The sequence below is a fragment of the Micromonospora sp. WMMD1274 genome (assembly GCF_049179035.1).
GTDB classification, from domain to species: domain Bacteria; phylum Actinomycetota; class Actinomycetes; order Mycobacteriales; family Micromonosporaceae; genus Micromonospora; species Micromonospora tulbaghiae.
Genome location: NZ_JBMHMG010000001.1, coordinates 7,350,057 through 7,364,408 on the forward strand (window position 1 = coordinate 7,350,057; position 14,352 = coordinate 7,364,408).

Consider the following 14,352-nt stretch of genomic DNA (forward strand, 5'->3'; position numbering starts at 1 on the left):
AGAGGTGGCGGCTGATGTTCCTGGCCATTCGCGAGCTGGGGTTCGCGCGGCTGCGATTCGCCCTGATGGGGGCCGTGATCGCGCTGATCTCGGTGCTGATGGTGATGCTGTCCGGCCTGTCCGTCGGGCTGGTCCGCGACGGCGTGTCCGGCCTGCAGAACCTGCCGGTCACCTCGTTCGCCTTCGCCCACGGCGTGCAGCACGACTCGGCGTTCTCGCGCAGCGTGGTGGACGCCTCGGCGGTGGACACCTGGCGCGACCAGCCGGGCGTGGCGGAGGCGACCCCGTTCGGCAACACGCTCGTCAACGGGCGTACCGACGGGGGCACCGAGGTCGACCTGGCCCTGTTCGGCGTCGAGACCGACTCGTTCCTGTCGCCCGCCGTCAGCGAGGGCGACCGGCTCGGCCCGGCGGACGGGATCGTGGTGAGCCCCACCGCCATCGACGCGGGCCTGCGCGTCGGCGACACCGTGACGGTGGACCGGCTGGGCACGCGGCTGCGCGTCGTCGGCGTCACCCAGCAGCAGGACACCTTCGGCCACGTCGACGTGGCGTACGTGCCGCTGGCGACGTGGCAGGCGGTCAAGTCCGGCACCCCGGCCGGCGCGCAGACGCCGGCGCAGGCGGCTCAGGAGATCACCGCCGTCGCGGTCCGCGCGGCCGACGGCGACTCGGTGGACCTGGCCGCGGGCGACAAGGCGGCGGGCACGGAGAGCCTGACGCTCGACGAGTCATACGGCGCCTCGCCGGGCTACACCGCCGAGACGACAACGCTCCAGCTGATCCAGGGCTTCCTCTACGCGATCTCGGCGCTCGTGGCCGGCGCGTTCTTCGCGGTCTGGGCGATCCAGCGCAAGCAGGAAGTCGCCGTGCTGCGGGCGCTGGGCGCCTCGACCCGCTGGGTGCTGCGCGACGCCCTCACCCAGGCACTGATCCTGCTGGCCCTCGCCATCGCCGTGGGCATGGGGATCGGCCTCGGCCTCGGCGCGCTGATCTCCGGCGGCAACGTCCCGTTCGCGCTGCACCCGCAGAGCATCGCCGCCGCCGCGGCCGGGCTGCTCGTGCTCGGCCTGGTCGGCGCGGCAGCCGCAGTCGTCCGCCTCACCTCCATCGACCCGGCGACCGCCCTGGGAGGCAACCGATGAGCAGCCGGACCACACCGTCCCCCTCGACGCCGGGCACCACCCCGGCCGATCTCGGCCTGGTCATGCGCGGCGTCCACCTGCGGCACGGCGACGGCGCGGAGACCGTGCACGCGCTCGACGACGTCGACCTGACCGTCGCGCCGGGCGAACTGGCCGCGATCGTCGGGCCCTCCGGTGCCGGCAAGTCCAGCCTGCTCGCCGTCGCCGGCGGGCTGGCCCGCCCCGACGAGGGCACCGTCACCGTGGCCGGGCACGACATGACCGTGTCCAGCCGCCGGGCGCGCACCGAGCTGCGCCGACGGCACGTGGGGTTCGTGTTCCAGTCGGGCAACCTGCTCCCCGCGCTGACCGCCGCCGACCAGCTGCGCCTGCCGCTGCGGCTGGGCGGGCGACGGGAGCGGTCCGGGCGCGACCCGCTGGAGATGCTCGCGCACGTCGGCCTGGCCGGTAAGGCCGACCGCCGGCCGCACCAGCTCTCCGGCGGCGAGCGCCAGCGCGTCGGCATCGCCCGGGCGCTGATGACCGAACCCTCGGTGCTGCTGGTGGACGAGCCGACGGCGGCGCTGGACCGGGCCCGCAGCCACGACATCGTCCAGCTGCTCGCCCAGGAGGCGCGGGAGCGCTCGGTGGCCGTCGTGATGGTCACTCACGATCACGACGTGCTGCAATACTGTGACACCATCTACGAGATGATCGACGGCAAGCTGGCCACGAGCAGCTGACCGCGACGAGCAGGGAGCGACGCGGACCGGACACGGGCGGCGGGAGACACGGGGAGGTCGGTGTGCCGAAGATCCAAGCCTCGACCGTCGCGGAACACCGGGCCGCGCAGCGGGCGGCGTTGCTCGACGCCGCCCGCACCCTGCTCTCCGAGCACCCGGAGCAGATCCCGAGCCTGGCCGACGTCGCCCGGCACGCCGGGCTGGCCCGGTCCAGCGCGTACTCGTACTTCAAGTCCCGCACCGACATGTTCGACGTGCTGGTCGCCGACACCTTCCCCCGGTGGTCGGCCTTCGTCGAGAAGCAGATGGCCGAGGCTCGCACGCCGGGGGCGAGAATCCTGGCGTACGTCGAGGCCAACCTGCAACTGGTTGCCCGGGGCGACCACGCACTGGCCCGGGCGCTGGCGTCGGCGGGCAACAGCGAGGTGCTTGCGACCTCCAGCCGGCTGCTGCACGACAGCCTCGAGGCCCCGTTGCGCGCCGCGCTCACCGAGCACGGGGCGAGCGACCCGGACCGGATGGCGGAGCTCGTCCAGTCGGTCGTCTACGCCCTCAGCCGGATGATCGAGAACGGTCTCGACCTCACGGCCGCCACCGGCCTCGGCCGCGAGCTGCTCACCCCGTACCTGCGCCCGAACGCCGGCTGACCGCCCGCCCCTGACCTCCGGCACGGCACGACGGCGCCCGGCCGTCACCACGCCTGCTGAACAACGACGGCCCGGGTCGTCGCCGGCAGCCGCACCACGGGTGCACGCCCGGTCGACGACCCGGGCCGACGCGCGTCCGCAGCCGGCACCCGGAGACGCACCTGCGCTCCCGGAGGGCGCCCACCGACACGGTCCGGCGCAGCCGTCCGAACGATCGGCGCGGGCCACCGACCGGGGATCGGCGGCCGGCACTGTCGTCCGATCAGGAGGAACCGAACGATCGACCGCCGCATCGACGGTCATCATCGGTCACCGTTCCGCCTAGTGGAACAGCAGCTCAGAGGCGGTGCGGCGGACTAAGTTACTGATCAGTAGCCCGTTGACGGCATGTGAACCCGGCCCTACCGTTCCACTCAATCGAACGGCGTACGGTTCATCCGAACGCTCTCGGCCTCGCCGAGTGCGGCCCGAAACAGGAAGTCCGAGGCATGCCTGACGACAAGCTTCTCGCTCTTCTCTCCCCCACCAGGCTCGGTCGCCTCGCCCTGCGGAACCGGGTCTTCGTCCCCGGCCACACCACCAACTTCGGACTGAACAATGTGCCCACCCGTCGCCACGTCGCCTACCACGCGGAGCGGGCGCGCGGCGGTGTCGGCCTGATCATCACCGAGGCGATCCGCGTGCACCCCACGAGCGCGGGCCGCAGCATCAGCCTCGGCAGCTTCGACGACTCGTCGATCCCGGCGTACGCGGCGGTGACCGAGGCCGTGCACGAGCACGGGGCACGCATGTTCGCCCAGATCATGCACGCCGGACGGCAGGCCAACGGTGACGCGACCCGTACCGCCGCCTGGTCCTCGTCGCCGGTGCCGTGGGCGGCCGGCTCGCACGTGCCGCACGCGATGGGACGCCGGGACATCGCGGTCGTCGTCGAGGCGTTCGCCGCCGCCGCGCGACGGATGCGCGAGGCCGGCTTCGACGGCCTGGAGGTGCACGCCGGCCACGGCCACCTGCTCCAGCAGTTCCTCTCCCCGCACACGAACACCCGCGACGACGCGTACGGCGGCAGCCTCGACAACCGGATGCGTCTGACCCGCGAGGTGCTGACCGCGGTGCTCGCCGCCGCCCCCGAACTGCCCGTCGGGCTGCGGGTCAGCGCCGACGAGTTCCTGCCCGGCGGCCTCGACCCGGCCGCGGTGCTGGAGATCGTCGGAAAGCTGCGCGCCGAGTTCCCCCTCGCCTACGTGCACGTCAGCCACTCCGCCTACCACGGCAGCTGGTCGCTCGCGACCCAGATGGCGGACATGAGCTTCGGCCACGCCCCGTTCCGGCATCACGCGGCGCTGTTCAAGCGGGAGTTCCCGGACCTGCCGGTGCTCGCGGTGTGCCGGCTGGACAGCCTGCCGGAGGCCGCCGAACTCGTCGCCGCGGGCGAGGCCGACCTGGTCGGCCTGGCCCGCCCGCACATCGCCGATCCGCACCTGGTGCGCAAGGCCGAGCAGGGCCGCCAGCACGAGGTACGCGCCTGCCTGGCCTGCAACCAGGGCTGCATCGGCCGCCTGGAGACCAGCCTGCCGATCTCCTGCGTGGTGAACCCGGAGGTCGGCGCCGAGCGGGAGTGGGCCGACGCCTGGCCGGAGCTGCCCGGGCCGTCCGGCGCGCGGAACGTCCTCGTCGTCGGCGGCGGGCCGGCCGGGCTGGAGGCCGCCCTCTCCGCGCACCGGGCCGGGCACCGGGTGACCGTGGTCGAGGCGCGCGACCACCTCGGCGGTCAGGTAGAGGTGGCCGCGCGCGTACCCGGGCGGGAGCGGCTCGGTCTGCTCACCCGCGACCTGGCCCGCGACGTGGCGGCCGCCGGCATCCCGGTCCGGCTCGGCCACCGTGCCGGCGTCGAGGACGTGCTGGCCGGCGACTACCAGGACGTCGTCCTCGCCACCGGCTCCCGGCCCGCCCGCCGCGAGCTGCCCGGCGGCCCGCCGGTGATCGACATCTGGCAGGCCGTGGACGACCTGGCCGACCCCGGATACCGGCCCGCCGGCGCCGTCGTCGTGCTCGACGACGAGGGCACCTGGTCGGCGGCCTCGATCGCGGAGGCGCTCGCCCGCCGGGGTGCCCGGGTCCACCTCGTCTCCCCCACCGCCACGGTGAGCGCCAAGATCACCACGTACTCGCGCCTGGCGCTGCTCAAGCGCTTCGCGGACCTGGGGATCGCGGTGCACCCGATGCGGACCGCCCGCGCGGCGGGCGCCACGGCGGTGGCCCTCGGCGGCCCGCTCGCCGGCGGCGAGACGATCGTCGAGAACGTCACCACGGTCGTCGACGGCGGCTCGGCGCAGGCGGCGGACGAGTTGTACCGGCAGCTCGACGCGCTGCCCGACGGCCCCCGCGTCCACGTCGTCGGCGACGCGAACGCCCCCCGCACCGCCTTCGAGGCCGTCTACGAGGGACGCATGGCCGGCGCGTTCCTCGGCGCCTTCGACACCGCGTCCGCCCAGCGCGTGCGGTACGCCCACTGACCCGTCCACCCCGGTAGCGGTGCACCGCGGACCGGACCTCCCCCACCTGTAGAGGAGACAAGCATGCTGGACATCGAGGAGCGCCTCACCCTGGATGAGCGTTCCGCCGTGGACTTCGTCCTCGGCCTGCGCAAGCGCTGGGCGGACACCGTCTACCCGGCGCTGCGCGAGGAGTACGGCGCCACCGGCGCGTCGGCCACCACCGTCGCCGACGCCGGCCAGGTGCTGCGCGGTCTCCCGCTCTACCCGTGGTTCAGCCACCTCGAGCGGGTGCAGCAGAAGATGCTCTGGAAGGTCGCCGGCGACGCGGTGCTCAGCCGCCGCGAGGAGCTGACCGACCAGCTCACCTCGCTGCCCGAGCAGCCGAAGGGTTCGCTGGAGCTGAACCCCGACCTGGACCTGCCCGACTGGTACACCGACTACGACATCCACATCCAGCCCGGCAGCTTCTTCTCCGACGACATGTCGGCCTACGTGTACGAGTTCGGCGCGCGCATCGTCATGCTGCGCGACAACGACGGCTACAAGTTCCACACGCTGTTCGCCCAGACCGCGCTGCCCGAGCTGCCCGCGGCGACCCGGATCGTCGACATCGGGTGCGGTTTCGGCAAGAGCACCCGCCCGCTGCCCGCCAAGTACCCGACCGCGCAGGTGATCGGCGTGGACCTGGCCGCCCCCGGTCTGCGCCTGGCCCACGCCGAGGCGGAGGCGACCGGAGTCGCGATCGACTACCGGCAGGCCGACGGCCGGGCCACCGGCATCGAGTCGGACAGCTGCGACGTGGTCACCGGCACGATGGTGCTGCACGAGATGCCGGCCGCCGCGATCCGGGAAACGATCGTGGAGGCCGCGCGCCTGCTCAAGCCGGGCGGCTCGCTGCGCTTCCTGGAGTTCATGCTCACCGGCGACCCGCTGCGCGACGCCACCGTCTACGAGCACGCCGAGCGCAACAACGAGCCGTTCTTCCACGACCTGTTCGGCTCCGACCTGATCGAGGTCTGCACCGAGGCCGGTCTGACCGACGTGTCGTGGACCCCGTTCGACGAGCGCCGCAACGGCGTCCAGCCGCAGGGCTGGGGCGACCGTCCCGAGTGGCACTTCCCCTGGGCCGTACTGGCCGCGACCAAGCCGGAGGCGTGATGAGCACCGAGTTCGACTACTTCGGGGACCCCAAGGTCGGCAAGCTGCTCGACCTGGTGCTGCAGCTCTCCACCGAGCTGCACGTGACCCGCCAGCGGGTACGCGTCGTCGAGGCGCTGCTGGTCCGTTCCGGCGCGCTCACCGCGGGCGCCGTCGACGGGTTCGTCTCGACCGAGGAGGAGCAGCGGGTCCTCGACCGGGAGCGGGACGAGCTGCTGGCCCGCCTCATGCGCATCCTCACCGAGCACGGCCCCGCGGAGCACCCGCTGCGGGACCAGTGGGAGGCGGCCCTGAGCGAGAAGACCGGCTGATGAGCACACCGGACGCGCCCGGCCTGATCGACAGGTACCTGCAACTGTGCGAGGACCGCAAGCTCGACGAAGCAGGCCGCTTTCTCGCGGCGCAGGCGCGGTTGGTCTTCCCGGGCGGCCGGGAGTACTCGTCGCTGCGGGAGATGGCGGCCGCGTCGACCGGAACCTACCGGTGGGTGCGCAAGCACCGGGACCGCTACCTGGTGGGTGACGCCGACGGGCGGGTCACTGTGACCTCGCTCGGGCGGCTGTACGGGGAATGGCTCGACGGCACTCCGTTCGAGGACATCCGCTACGCGGACGTGTTCGTGCTCGACGGCGGACTCATCGTCGAGCAGCACGTCTACAACGATCTGGCCCTGGTCGCGTCGCTGCGCGACGCCTGACCGGCACTGGTCGCGCAGCAGCGCGACGCCTGACCGGCACTCGTCGCGCAGCAGCGCGACGCCTGATTCCCCCACCTCCGCCGCTCCGGCGGCGGAGGTGGTCTCCCCCGACTCATGACGAGGTGTGTGCATATGAAACGGAAGTGGGCTCTGCTCCCGGCGGCGCTGGCCGCCGCGCTGGTCCTGTCCGCGTGCGGCGGCGGCTCCGACGACGGCGCCGGTGGCGAGGGCGAGGAGGCGAAGCTGACCATGGCCATCGCCTCCGCCGTGATCGGCCCGAAGGAGGAGGTGGCCGTCTACGCGGTCGCCAAGGAACTCGGCTACTTCGCCGAGGAGAAGCTGACCGTCGAGACGATCAACGCCGACGGCTCGGTCGCCGCCCTCCAGGCGGTCGCGTCCGGCAGCGGCGACATCACCCCCGCCGACGCCGGCTCGGCGCTCGGCGCGGTGGAGAAGAACGTGCCGATCAAGGCGATCGGCGGCCTGGTGCAGAACTGGCCGTGGGTGATGGCGGTGAAGCCGGACTCCCCGATCACCGGCGGCGCCGACCTGCGCGGCAAGAAGATCGGCGTGATCAGCCTGGCCTCCGGCTCGGCCCCGTACGCCCGCGCCTACGTCAAGGCCGCCGGCCTGGACCCGGCCAAGGACGTCGAGCTGCTGCCGGTGGGCGTCGGCGCGCAGGCCGCCGCCGCGCTCAACGACGGCAAGGTCGACATGCTGGCGCTCTACACCCAGGCGTACGCGGTCATCGAGAACGCCGGCACCGAGCTGAAGTACCTGACCAACCCGGACGTGTTCTCCGGTATCCGGTCGCTGACCTTCAGCGTCGGCGCCCGTGACTTCGACGCCAAGAAGGACTCGTACGAGCGGTTCCTGCGCGCGGCGTACAAGGCGATGCTCTTCTCGGCGAAGAACCCCGAGGCCGCCATGAAGATCGGCTACAAGGTCTTCCCGCAGATCCTCGCCGGCAAGTCCGCCGACGAGCGCCTGAAGGCCGACACCGAGAGCCTCACCGCCTGGCTGAAGACGGCCACCCCGGCCAGCGGCGAGCCGGAGCAGTTCGGCGACTGGGGCGCGATCAGCGACGACGAGTGGGCGAAGACCCAGGCGTACACCAAGGAGGCCGGGCAGATCACCGGCGACGTCGACCTGAAGAAGCTGTGGGACCCGAGCCTGCTCTCCGGCGCGAACGACTTCGACAAGGCCGCGGTGCTGAGCAAGGCCGCGAACTACACCGCCTAGGCAGCGGACAGCGGAAGGGATTTCGATGGCCATCAAGGCGACGGCCCGGCGGGCGCAGACGCAGGCTCCGGCATCGGTGTCGGAAGACTCCTGGATCGAGATCGACGGGCTGGACAAGGAGTACCGGCCCCGGAAGTCGGCACCGACCCAGGCGCTGAGCGACATCAACCTGACGGTACGTCGCGGCGAGTTCATCTCGGTCGTGGGACCGTCCGGGTGCGGCAAGACCACTTTGCTGAAGATCCTCGCCGGGCTCAGCCCGAAGTCCGGCGGCGCGGTACGGATCGCCGGGCGGGACGTGACGAAGCCCCTTCCCGAGGTCGGGATGGTGTTCCAGGCACCGACGCTGCTGCCGTGGCGCACCATCTTCGACAACGTGATGGTGCCGGCGGAGATCCAGCGACTGGATCCCCGCCGGCACCGGGAACGCGCGCAGCAGTTGCTCGAGATGGTCGGTCTCAACGGCTTCGAGCAGAAGTACCCGCACGAGCTCAGCGGCGGCATGCAGCAGCGGGCCGGCATCTGCCGGGCGCTCGTGCACGACCCGGCGGTACTGCTGATGGACGAGCCGTTCGGCGCGCTCGACGCGATGACCCGCGAGTACATGAACGTGGAGCTGCTGCGCATCTGGCAGGAGAGCAACCAGACGATCGTGCTGGTCACGCACTCCATCCCGGAGGCGGTGTTCCTCTCCGACCGGGTGGTCGTGCTCAGCCCCCGGCCGGGCCGGATCGCGGAGGTCATGGACATCGACCTGGAGCGGCCGCGTGACCTGGGCGTCATGTCGTCCGACCGGGCCGGGGTCTACGTGGAGCGGATCCGCCGACACTTCAACGCCGCCGGCGTTATCGACTGACGAGGGACAGCCATGGCAACAAGCAACCTGGTCCGCGAGCCGGCCCAGCCACCGGCGCCGTCCGCCCGGCCCGCCCGGCCCGCCCGGCGCAAGTTCGACCTCCGCGAGAAGCCCCAGCTCTGGCTGGTCCCGACGGTCTTCGTCGTGGTCGTGCTGGCCTGGGAGTACGGCGTCCAGCTCATCGGCGTCGACGAGTACGTCCTGCCGCTGCCGTCGAGCGTGGTCGAGTCGCTGTGGCAGCAGCTCGGCGACGACCAGTTCTGGGGTCACTTCTGGGTGACCACCCAGGAGGCGCTGCTCGGGTTCGTGATCGGTGTCGGGGCCGCGCTGATCCTCGGCACGTTCATCTCCCAGATCAAGATCGTCGAAGCCACCCTGATGCCGTACATCGTGGCCTTCCAGACCGTGCCGAAGGTCGCCCTGGCCCCGCTGTTCGTGGTCTGGTTCGGCTTCGGCCTGACCAGCAAGGTGGTCATGGCCGCGGTGATCTCGTTCTTCCCGATGCTGGTCAACGTCATCGAGGGTCTGCGGGCGGCCGACGCCGACAAGATCCAGATGCTGACGGTGTTCGGCGCGAGCAAGACCCAGATCTTCCGGATGGTCCGGCTGCCCAGCGCGCTGCCGTTCATCTTCGCCGGCCTGGACATCGGCATCGTCTTCGCCATCCTCGGCGCGGTCGTCGGCGAGTTCATCGGCGCCAAGGAGGGCCTGGGCTACCTGCTGCTGCAGACCAACTACAACTTCGACATCGCCGGCATGTTCGCCGTCCTGGTGGTCCTGTCGGTGATGGGTCTGGTGGCGCACTTCGTGATCCGGCTGCTGCAGAAGCGCCTGGCCTTCTGGGCCGAGGACACGAAGGTGATCGGCGCGTGACGACAGCTGACGGGACCGTCGTCACGCGTGCGGAGCACCGGCCGGGCGTGGTTCACGCCCGCCCGGCCGGTGGCCGAACGGGAAAGGCAGGACACGAGACATGAACACCGACCCGAACCGGTTCGACGGGCGGGTGGCACTGGTCACCGGTGCGGCCCGCGGCATCGGCGCCCGGATCGCCGCGACCCTCGCACAGCGCGGCGCGACTGTGGCGCAGGCCGACCTGCTCGACGACTGGGCGGAGGCCGAGCTGACCGGCGGCGCGCACACCCGGCACCGGGTGGACGTCCGGTCGGCCGCCTCCTGCATCGACCTGGTGGCCGAGGTACTCGACTCCCACGGCCGCCTCGACCTGCTCGTCAACAACGCCGGGATCGTCCGGCGCGGGCCGGCGGCCACGATGTCCGAGGAGGACTTCACCGCCGTCCTGGACGTCAACCTGACCGGCACGTTCCGGATGTGCCAGGCCGCGTACCCGGCGCTGCGGCAGACCCGCGGCGCGGTGGTGAACATCGGCTCCACGAACGGGCACATCGCGGTACTGAACACGCTCGGGTACTGCGTCAGCAAGGCCGGCGTGATGCACATGGCGCGCGTGCTCGCCCTGGAGTGGGCGCCGGACCGGATCCGGGTCAACGCCGTCGGACCCACGATCGTCCCCACCGACATGACCTCCGACGTACGCGGCGACGAGGCGTACCTGGCCGACAAGATGGCGAGCATCCCGCTGGGCCGGATGGCGCAGCCGCAGGACGTCGCCAACGCGGTCGCCTACCTGCTCAGTGACGCCGCCGCCATGACCACCGGGCAGACGATCTTCGTCGACGGCGGCGTCACCATCCACTGACTTCCCCCTCTCCGACCCCTTCTGTGAGGACCACCATGCCCAAACCGGATACCGCGGCCGCTCTCGCGGCCGTCGACGCGCACTTCGACGAGTTCGTCGAGGAGCTCCAGCAGCTGTGCCGCATCCGCAGCCGCCGCCAGGAGCCGGAGCAGATGGAGGCCACCGCCGAGTTCATCGCCGGGTCGGTCCGCCGCTGGGGCGGCGAAGCCGAGATCATCCCGTGGGAGCAGTCGTACCCGTACGTGCTGGCCGAGGTGCCGGGCGAGGGTGACAAGGCGCTGCTGCACTTCACCCACTACGACGTGGAGGTCGAGCCGGCCGGTGACGACGCCGACTGGATCAGCCCGCCGTACGCGGCGGAGATCCACGACGGCCGGCTGTACGCCCGGGGCGTGGCCGACGACAAGGGCGTCGTCATGTCCCGCATCCACGCGGCGGCGGCCTGGAAGCTGGCCGGGCTGACCCCGCCGGTGACCAACCGGATCATCTTCGAGGGCAAGAAGTGGCTGCACAGCCCGGGTCTGGGCTCGTTCGTGCAGGCGCACGCCGACCGGCTCGCCAGCGACGCGGCGCTGTGGGAGAACTCCTGGCTCGACGGCGAGGACCGGCTGCTGCTCAAGCTCGCCGAGAAGGGCGTGCTCTACCTGCGGCTCACCGCGCAGACCCTGCCGCGCGACCTGACCAGCCAGAACACCGCGCTGCTGCCGGCTGCCACGGCCCGGCTGGCCGCCGCCCTGGCGCAGTTGCAGCGGCCCGACGGCACCGTGACGATCCCCGGTTTCGCCGACGACGCCCGGCCGCCGACGGACGAGGAGCGGGCGCTGCTGGAGCAGGTGGCGTTCGACGGGGACTTCCTGCGCAAGCGGGCGCAGGTCGACCGGTTCACCGGTGACCTGGACGACCAGGCCGCCGCCGTGGCCATCCGGACCGTGCCGACGCTCACCGTCGCCGGCTTCGCCGGCGGCGACATGCGCGACGACGTGACACTCGGCATCCCGTCGACCGCCTCGGCCAAGCTGGAGATCCGGCTGGTCCCCGGCCAGGATCCGGACCGGGTGCTCGGCTGCATCCGCGACCACCTGGCGGCGACCGGCTTCGGTGACCTGCGCATCGAGGTGATGGCGACCAGCCGGCCCAACCTCACCGACCACCGCGACCCGTTCGTCGCGCTGGTCGCCGACGCGGCCCGCCGGGTGTACGGGACCGAGCCGGTGATCGAGCCGTACACGCAGTGGATCGGCAACCAGGGCGTGATCGCCGACCGGCCGATCGTCGGCGTCGGCGTCTCCCGTGCCGACTCCGGTGTGGACGGCCCGAACGAGAACATCCGGCTGGACGACTACAAGGCCGGCATCAAGCACGTCATCGAGGTCATGGCGGCGCTGGCGGTGGCGGAGTGACCCGGGCCCGCGGCGTGGCCCGCCGCGCCTACGTCGACGTGCCGTGGGGTCAGGTGCACTACCGGCACGGCGGCGACGCCGACGCCCCGGTGCTGCTGATCCTGCACCAGTCCCCGCTCTCCTCGGCCACCTACGACGCGGTGATCGAGCCGCTGGCCCGCCGCGGCCTGCGGGTGATCGCCCCGGACACGCCGGGCTTCGGCATGTCCGACGCGCCGCCGCGCCCGTGGTCCATCCCGGAGTACGCGGCCGGGGTGTGGCAGTTCGCCGACGCCCTCGGACTGTCCCGGGTGCACCTGCTCGGGCAGCACACCGGCGCGATCGTCGGCGCCCAGGCGCTGATGTCCGCGCCGGAGCGGGTGCACCGGCTGATCCTCCAGGGCATCCCGCTCTACGACGAGCAGGAGCGGGCGGAGAAGAAGCGGTCGTACGCGCCCGGCTACGTGCCGGCGCGCGACGGCGGGCATCTGAAGGTGATCTGGGACCGGGTGTACGGCCTGTACCCCCGCCTGACCCCGGAGGAGGCGGACCGCCAGGTCACCGAGTACCTGCTGACCGGCCCGGACTACGCCACCGCGTACCGGGCGGTGTTCGACCACCACGTGGACACGGCCGCCCTGGACGCGCTGCCCATCGTGCTGCTGCACGGCGCCGACGACCTGCTGGACCGGATGACGCCCCAGGTGCGGGCCGCGCTGCCCGGCGCCGAGCTGGTCACCATCCCCGGTGGCACCGACTTCGTGGCCGACGAGCAGCCGGAGGCGTTCGCCGACGCGGTCGCCGCGCAGGTGAACGCCGACCTCGGGCGGGAGGTGGCGGCGTGAACGCCGGCACCCCGGTCGCCGAGGCGAAGGTCGTACCGGCGAACACGCTCTACACCGCGACCGTCGAGGTCTCCGGCGGCCGGGGCGGCAGCGCCCGGTCGCTGACCGGGTCGCTGCGGGTCGACCTGACCCGTCCCGCGCAGCGGGGTCCGGACGCGCCCGGCACCGACCCGGAGGAGCTGTTCGCGGCCGGGTACGCGGCCTGCTTCGACAGCGCGCTCACGGTGGCCGCCCGGCAGGCCGGCATCCGGCCCGGTCCGACCACTGTCACCGCCTCGGTCTCCCTCGGGCAGACGCAGGACGGCCGGTACGCGATCGCCGTGACGCTGGACGTGTCCGCGCCGCAGTGCCCGCAGGCGGACCTGGAACGCGCGGTGGAGCTGGCCGACCGGATGTGTCCCTACTCGAACGCCCTGCGGGGCAACACCGCGGTGGCGATCCGGGTCGATGGCCACCGCTGACCTGACCCGGCCCGCAGCGGTCCGCCACCCGGCGGATCCGCAGCGGCCCGCCGGCCCGATGGCCCTGGCCGCCGGGCTCGGCGCGGTCTACCTGATCTGGGGCTCGACCTACCTGGGCAACCGGGTGGCCCTGGACAGCATCCCGCCGCTGGTCGCCACCTCGGCCCGGTTCCTGGCCGCCGCGCTGCTGCTGTTCGCGGTGGCGGCCCTGCGCCGGGGACCGGCCGGGCTGCTGCTGCCCCGGCGGCAGTGGGGCGGCGTGGGCGCCAGCGGGCTGCTGATGGTCGGTGCGGGCAGCGCGCTGCTCGCCCTGGGCCAGCAGTACGTGCCGACCGGGCTGACGTCGCTGGTGGTGGCCGGCATGCCGCTGTGGGTGCTGGTGTTGCGGCTGGCGGTCGGTCCGCGCCCGTCGGCGCTCGCCGCGGTGGGCGTACTGGGCGGGGTGGCCGGGCTGGCGCTGCTGTTCTCGGTGCCGACGCAGGGATGGCACCTCGGCGGGATGCTGCTGCTGGTGGTCTCCACGATGGTCTGGGCGCTGGGCTCGACGCTGTCGCAGCGGCTGCACATGCCGGCCGACCACCTGGTCGGCACCGGCTGGCAGATGCTCGTCGGTGGCGTCGCGGTGGCGGTGGCGAGCGTGGCCAGCGGTGAGCTGGGGCGCTTCCGCCCGGCCGACGTGACGGGCCGGTCCTGGCTGGCGTGGACCTACCTGATGCTGGTGTGCACAGTGGTCGGCTTCAGCGTCTACACCTGGTTGCTGCGCAACGCGCCGATCCAGCTCGCGTCCACCTACGCGTACGTCAACCCGGTGGTGGCGGTCCTGCTCGGCATGATGGTGCTGGATGAATCGTTGTCCGGACGACAGGTGCTCGCCGGTGCCGTGGTGCTCGCCTCGGTGGCGCTCGTCATCGCGCGGGAGCGACCCCGGCAGGCCGGCGGCCTCCCGCCCGGGAAGACCCCCGTCGCACCAGCCTGACGCCCG

At 72.4% G+C, this 14,352-nt stretch carries 15 protein-coding genes; all 15 read left to right on the top strand.

Annotation, left to right across the window (positions count from 1 at the left end; all coding sequences use genetic code 11):
- Positions 1-14: 14 nt before the first annotated feature.
- The 15 genes from ACN27D_RS34680 (at position 15) to ACN27D_RS34750 (ending at position 14,346) form a co-directional block, all read left to right on the top strand.
- Complete coding sequence (locus ACN27D_RS34680) at positions 15-1,145, top strand: ABC transporter permease (RefSeq protein WP_120569458.1); 1,131 nt, start codon at positions 15-17, stop codon at positions 1,143-1,145.
- Complete coding sequence (locus ACN27D_RS34685; RefSeq protein WP_252448045.1) at positions 1,142-1,867, top strand: ABC transporter ATP-binding protein; 726 nt, start codon at positions 1,142-1,144, stop codon at positions 1,865-1,867. The genes ACN27D_RS34680 and ACN27D_RS34685 overlap by 4 nt, the downstream gene beginning before the upstream one ends.
- Before the next feature lie 62 nt (positions 1,868-1,929).
- Entirely contained in the window at positions 1,930-2,514 is a 585-nt protein-coding gene (locus ACN27D_RS34690) for a TetR/AcrR family transcriptional regulator (RefSeq protein WP_421501049.1), read from the top strand.
- 488 nt (positions 2,515-3,002) lie between these two features.
- Positions 3,003-5,030 (top strand): FAD-dependent oxidoreductase, encoded by a 2,028-nt coding sequence (locus ACN27D_RS34695; RefSeq protein ID WP_421501050.1) that lies wholly within the window; start codon positions 3,003-3,005, stop codon positions 5,028-5,030.
- Positions 5,031-5,093: 63 nt separating this feature from the next.
- Complete coding sequence (locus ACN27D_RS34700) at positions 5,094-6,170, top strand: class I SAM-dependent methyltransferase (protein ID WP_123109425.1); 1,077 nt, start codon at positions 5,094-5,096, stop codon at positions 6,168-6,170.
- Complete coding sequence (locus ACN27D_RS34705) at positions 6,170-6,481, top strand: hypothetical protein (protein WP_120569453.1); 312 nt, start codon at positions 6,170-6,172, stop codon at positions 6,479-6,481. The genes ACN27D_RS34700 and ACN27D_RS34705 overlap by 1 nt, the downstream gene beginning before the upstream one ends.
- Positions 6,481-6,867 (top strand): hypothetical protein, encoded by a 387-nt coding sequence (locus tag ACN27D_RS34710; protein WP_421501051.1) that lies wholly within the window; start codon positions 6,481-6,483, stop codon positions 6,865-6,867. Before ACN27D_RS34705 ends, ACN27D_RS34710 begins: the two co-directional genes overlap by 1 nt.
- A 132-nt stretch (positions 6,868-6,999) precedes the next feature.
- On the top strand, positions 7,000-8,109 hold the full coding sequence (locus ACN27D_RS34715; RefSeq protein ID WP_123109427.1) for an ABC transporter substrate-binding protein: 1,110 nt from the start codon (positions 7,000-7,002) through the stop codon (positions 8,107-8,109).
- A gap of 25 nt (positions 8,110-8,134) precedes the next feature.
- Positions 8,135-8,965, top strand: a complete 831-nt coding sequence (locus ACN27D_RS34720; protein ID WP_181726621.1) for an ABC transporter ATP-binding protein — start codon at positions 8,135-8,137, stop codon at positions 8,963-8,965.
- 12 nt (positions 8,966-8,977) lie between these two features.
- Positions 8,978-9,838: an ABC transporter permease gene (locus ACN27D_RS34725; protein WP_123109428.1), complete on the top strand. Its 861-nt coding sequence runs from the start codon at positions 8,978-8,980 to the stop codon at positions 9,836-9,838.
- A gap of 100 nt (positions 9,839-9,938) precedes the next feature.
- Positions 9,939-10,685: an SDR family NAD(P)-dependent oxidoreductase gene (locus ACN27D_RS34730; RefSeq protein ID WP_358171589.1), complete on the top strand. Its 747-nt coding sequence runs from the start codon at positions 9,939-9,941 to the stop codon at positions 10,683-10,685.
- Positions 10,686-10,720: 35 nt separating this feature from the next.
- Positions 10,721-12,085 (top strand): M20/M25/M40 family metallo-hydrolase, encoded by a 1,365-nt coding sequence (locus ACN27D_RS34735; RefSeq protein ID WP_421501052.1) that lies wholly within the window; start codon positions 10,721-10,723, stop codon positions 12,083-12,085.
- A complete protein-coding gene (locus ACN27D_RS34740; protein WP_358171586.1) occupies positions 12,082-12,909 on the top strand; it encodes an alpha/beta fold hydrolase in 828 nt (275 codons plus the stop codon). The genes ACN27D_RS34735 and ACN27D_RS34740 overlap by 4 nt, the downstream gene beginning before the upstream one ends.
- On the top strand, positions 12,906-13,370 hold the full coding sequence (locus ACN27D_RS34745) for an Ohr family peroxiredoxin (RefSeq protein ID WP_358171585.1): 465 nt from the start codon (positions 12,906-12,908) through the stop codon (positions 13,368-13,370). The genes ACN27D_RS34740 and ACN27D_RS34745 overlap by 4 nt, the downstream gene beginning before the upstream one ends.
- A complete protein-coding gene (locus ACN27D_RS34750) occupies positions 13,357-14,346 on the top strand; it encodes an EamA family transporter (protein ID WP_358171584.1) in 990 nt (329 codons plus the stop codon). The genes ACN27D_RS34745 and ACN27D_RS34750 overlap by 14 nt, the downstream gene beginning before the upstream one ends.
- The last annotated feature ends 6 nt before the right edge of the window (positions 14,347-14,352 follow it).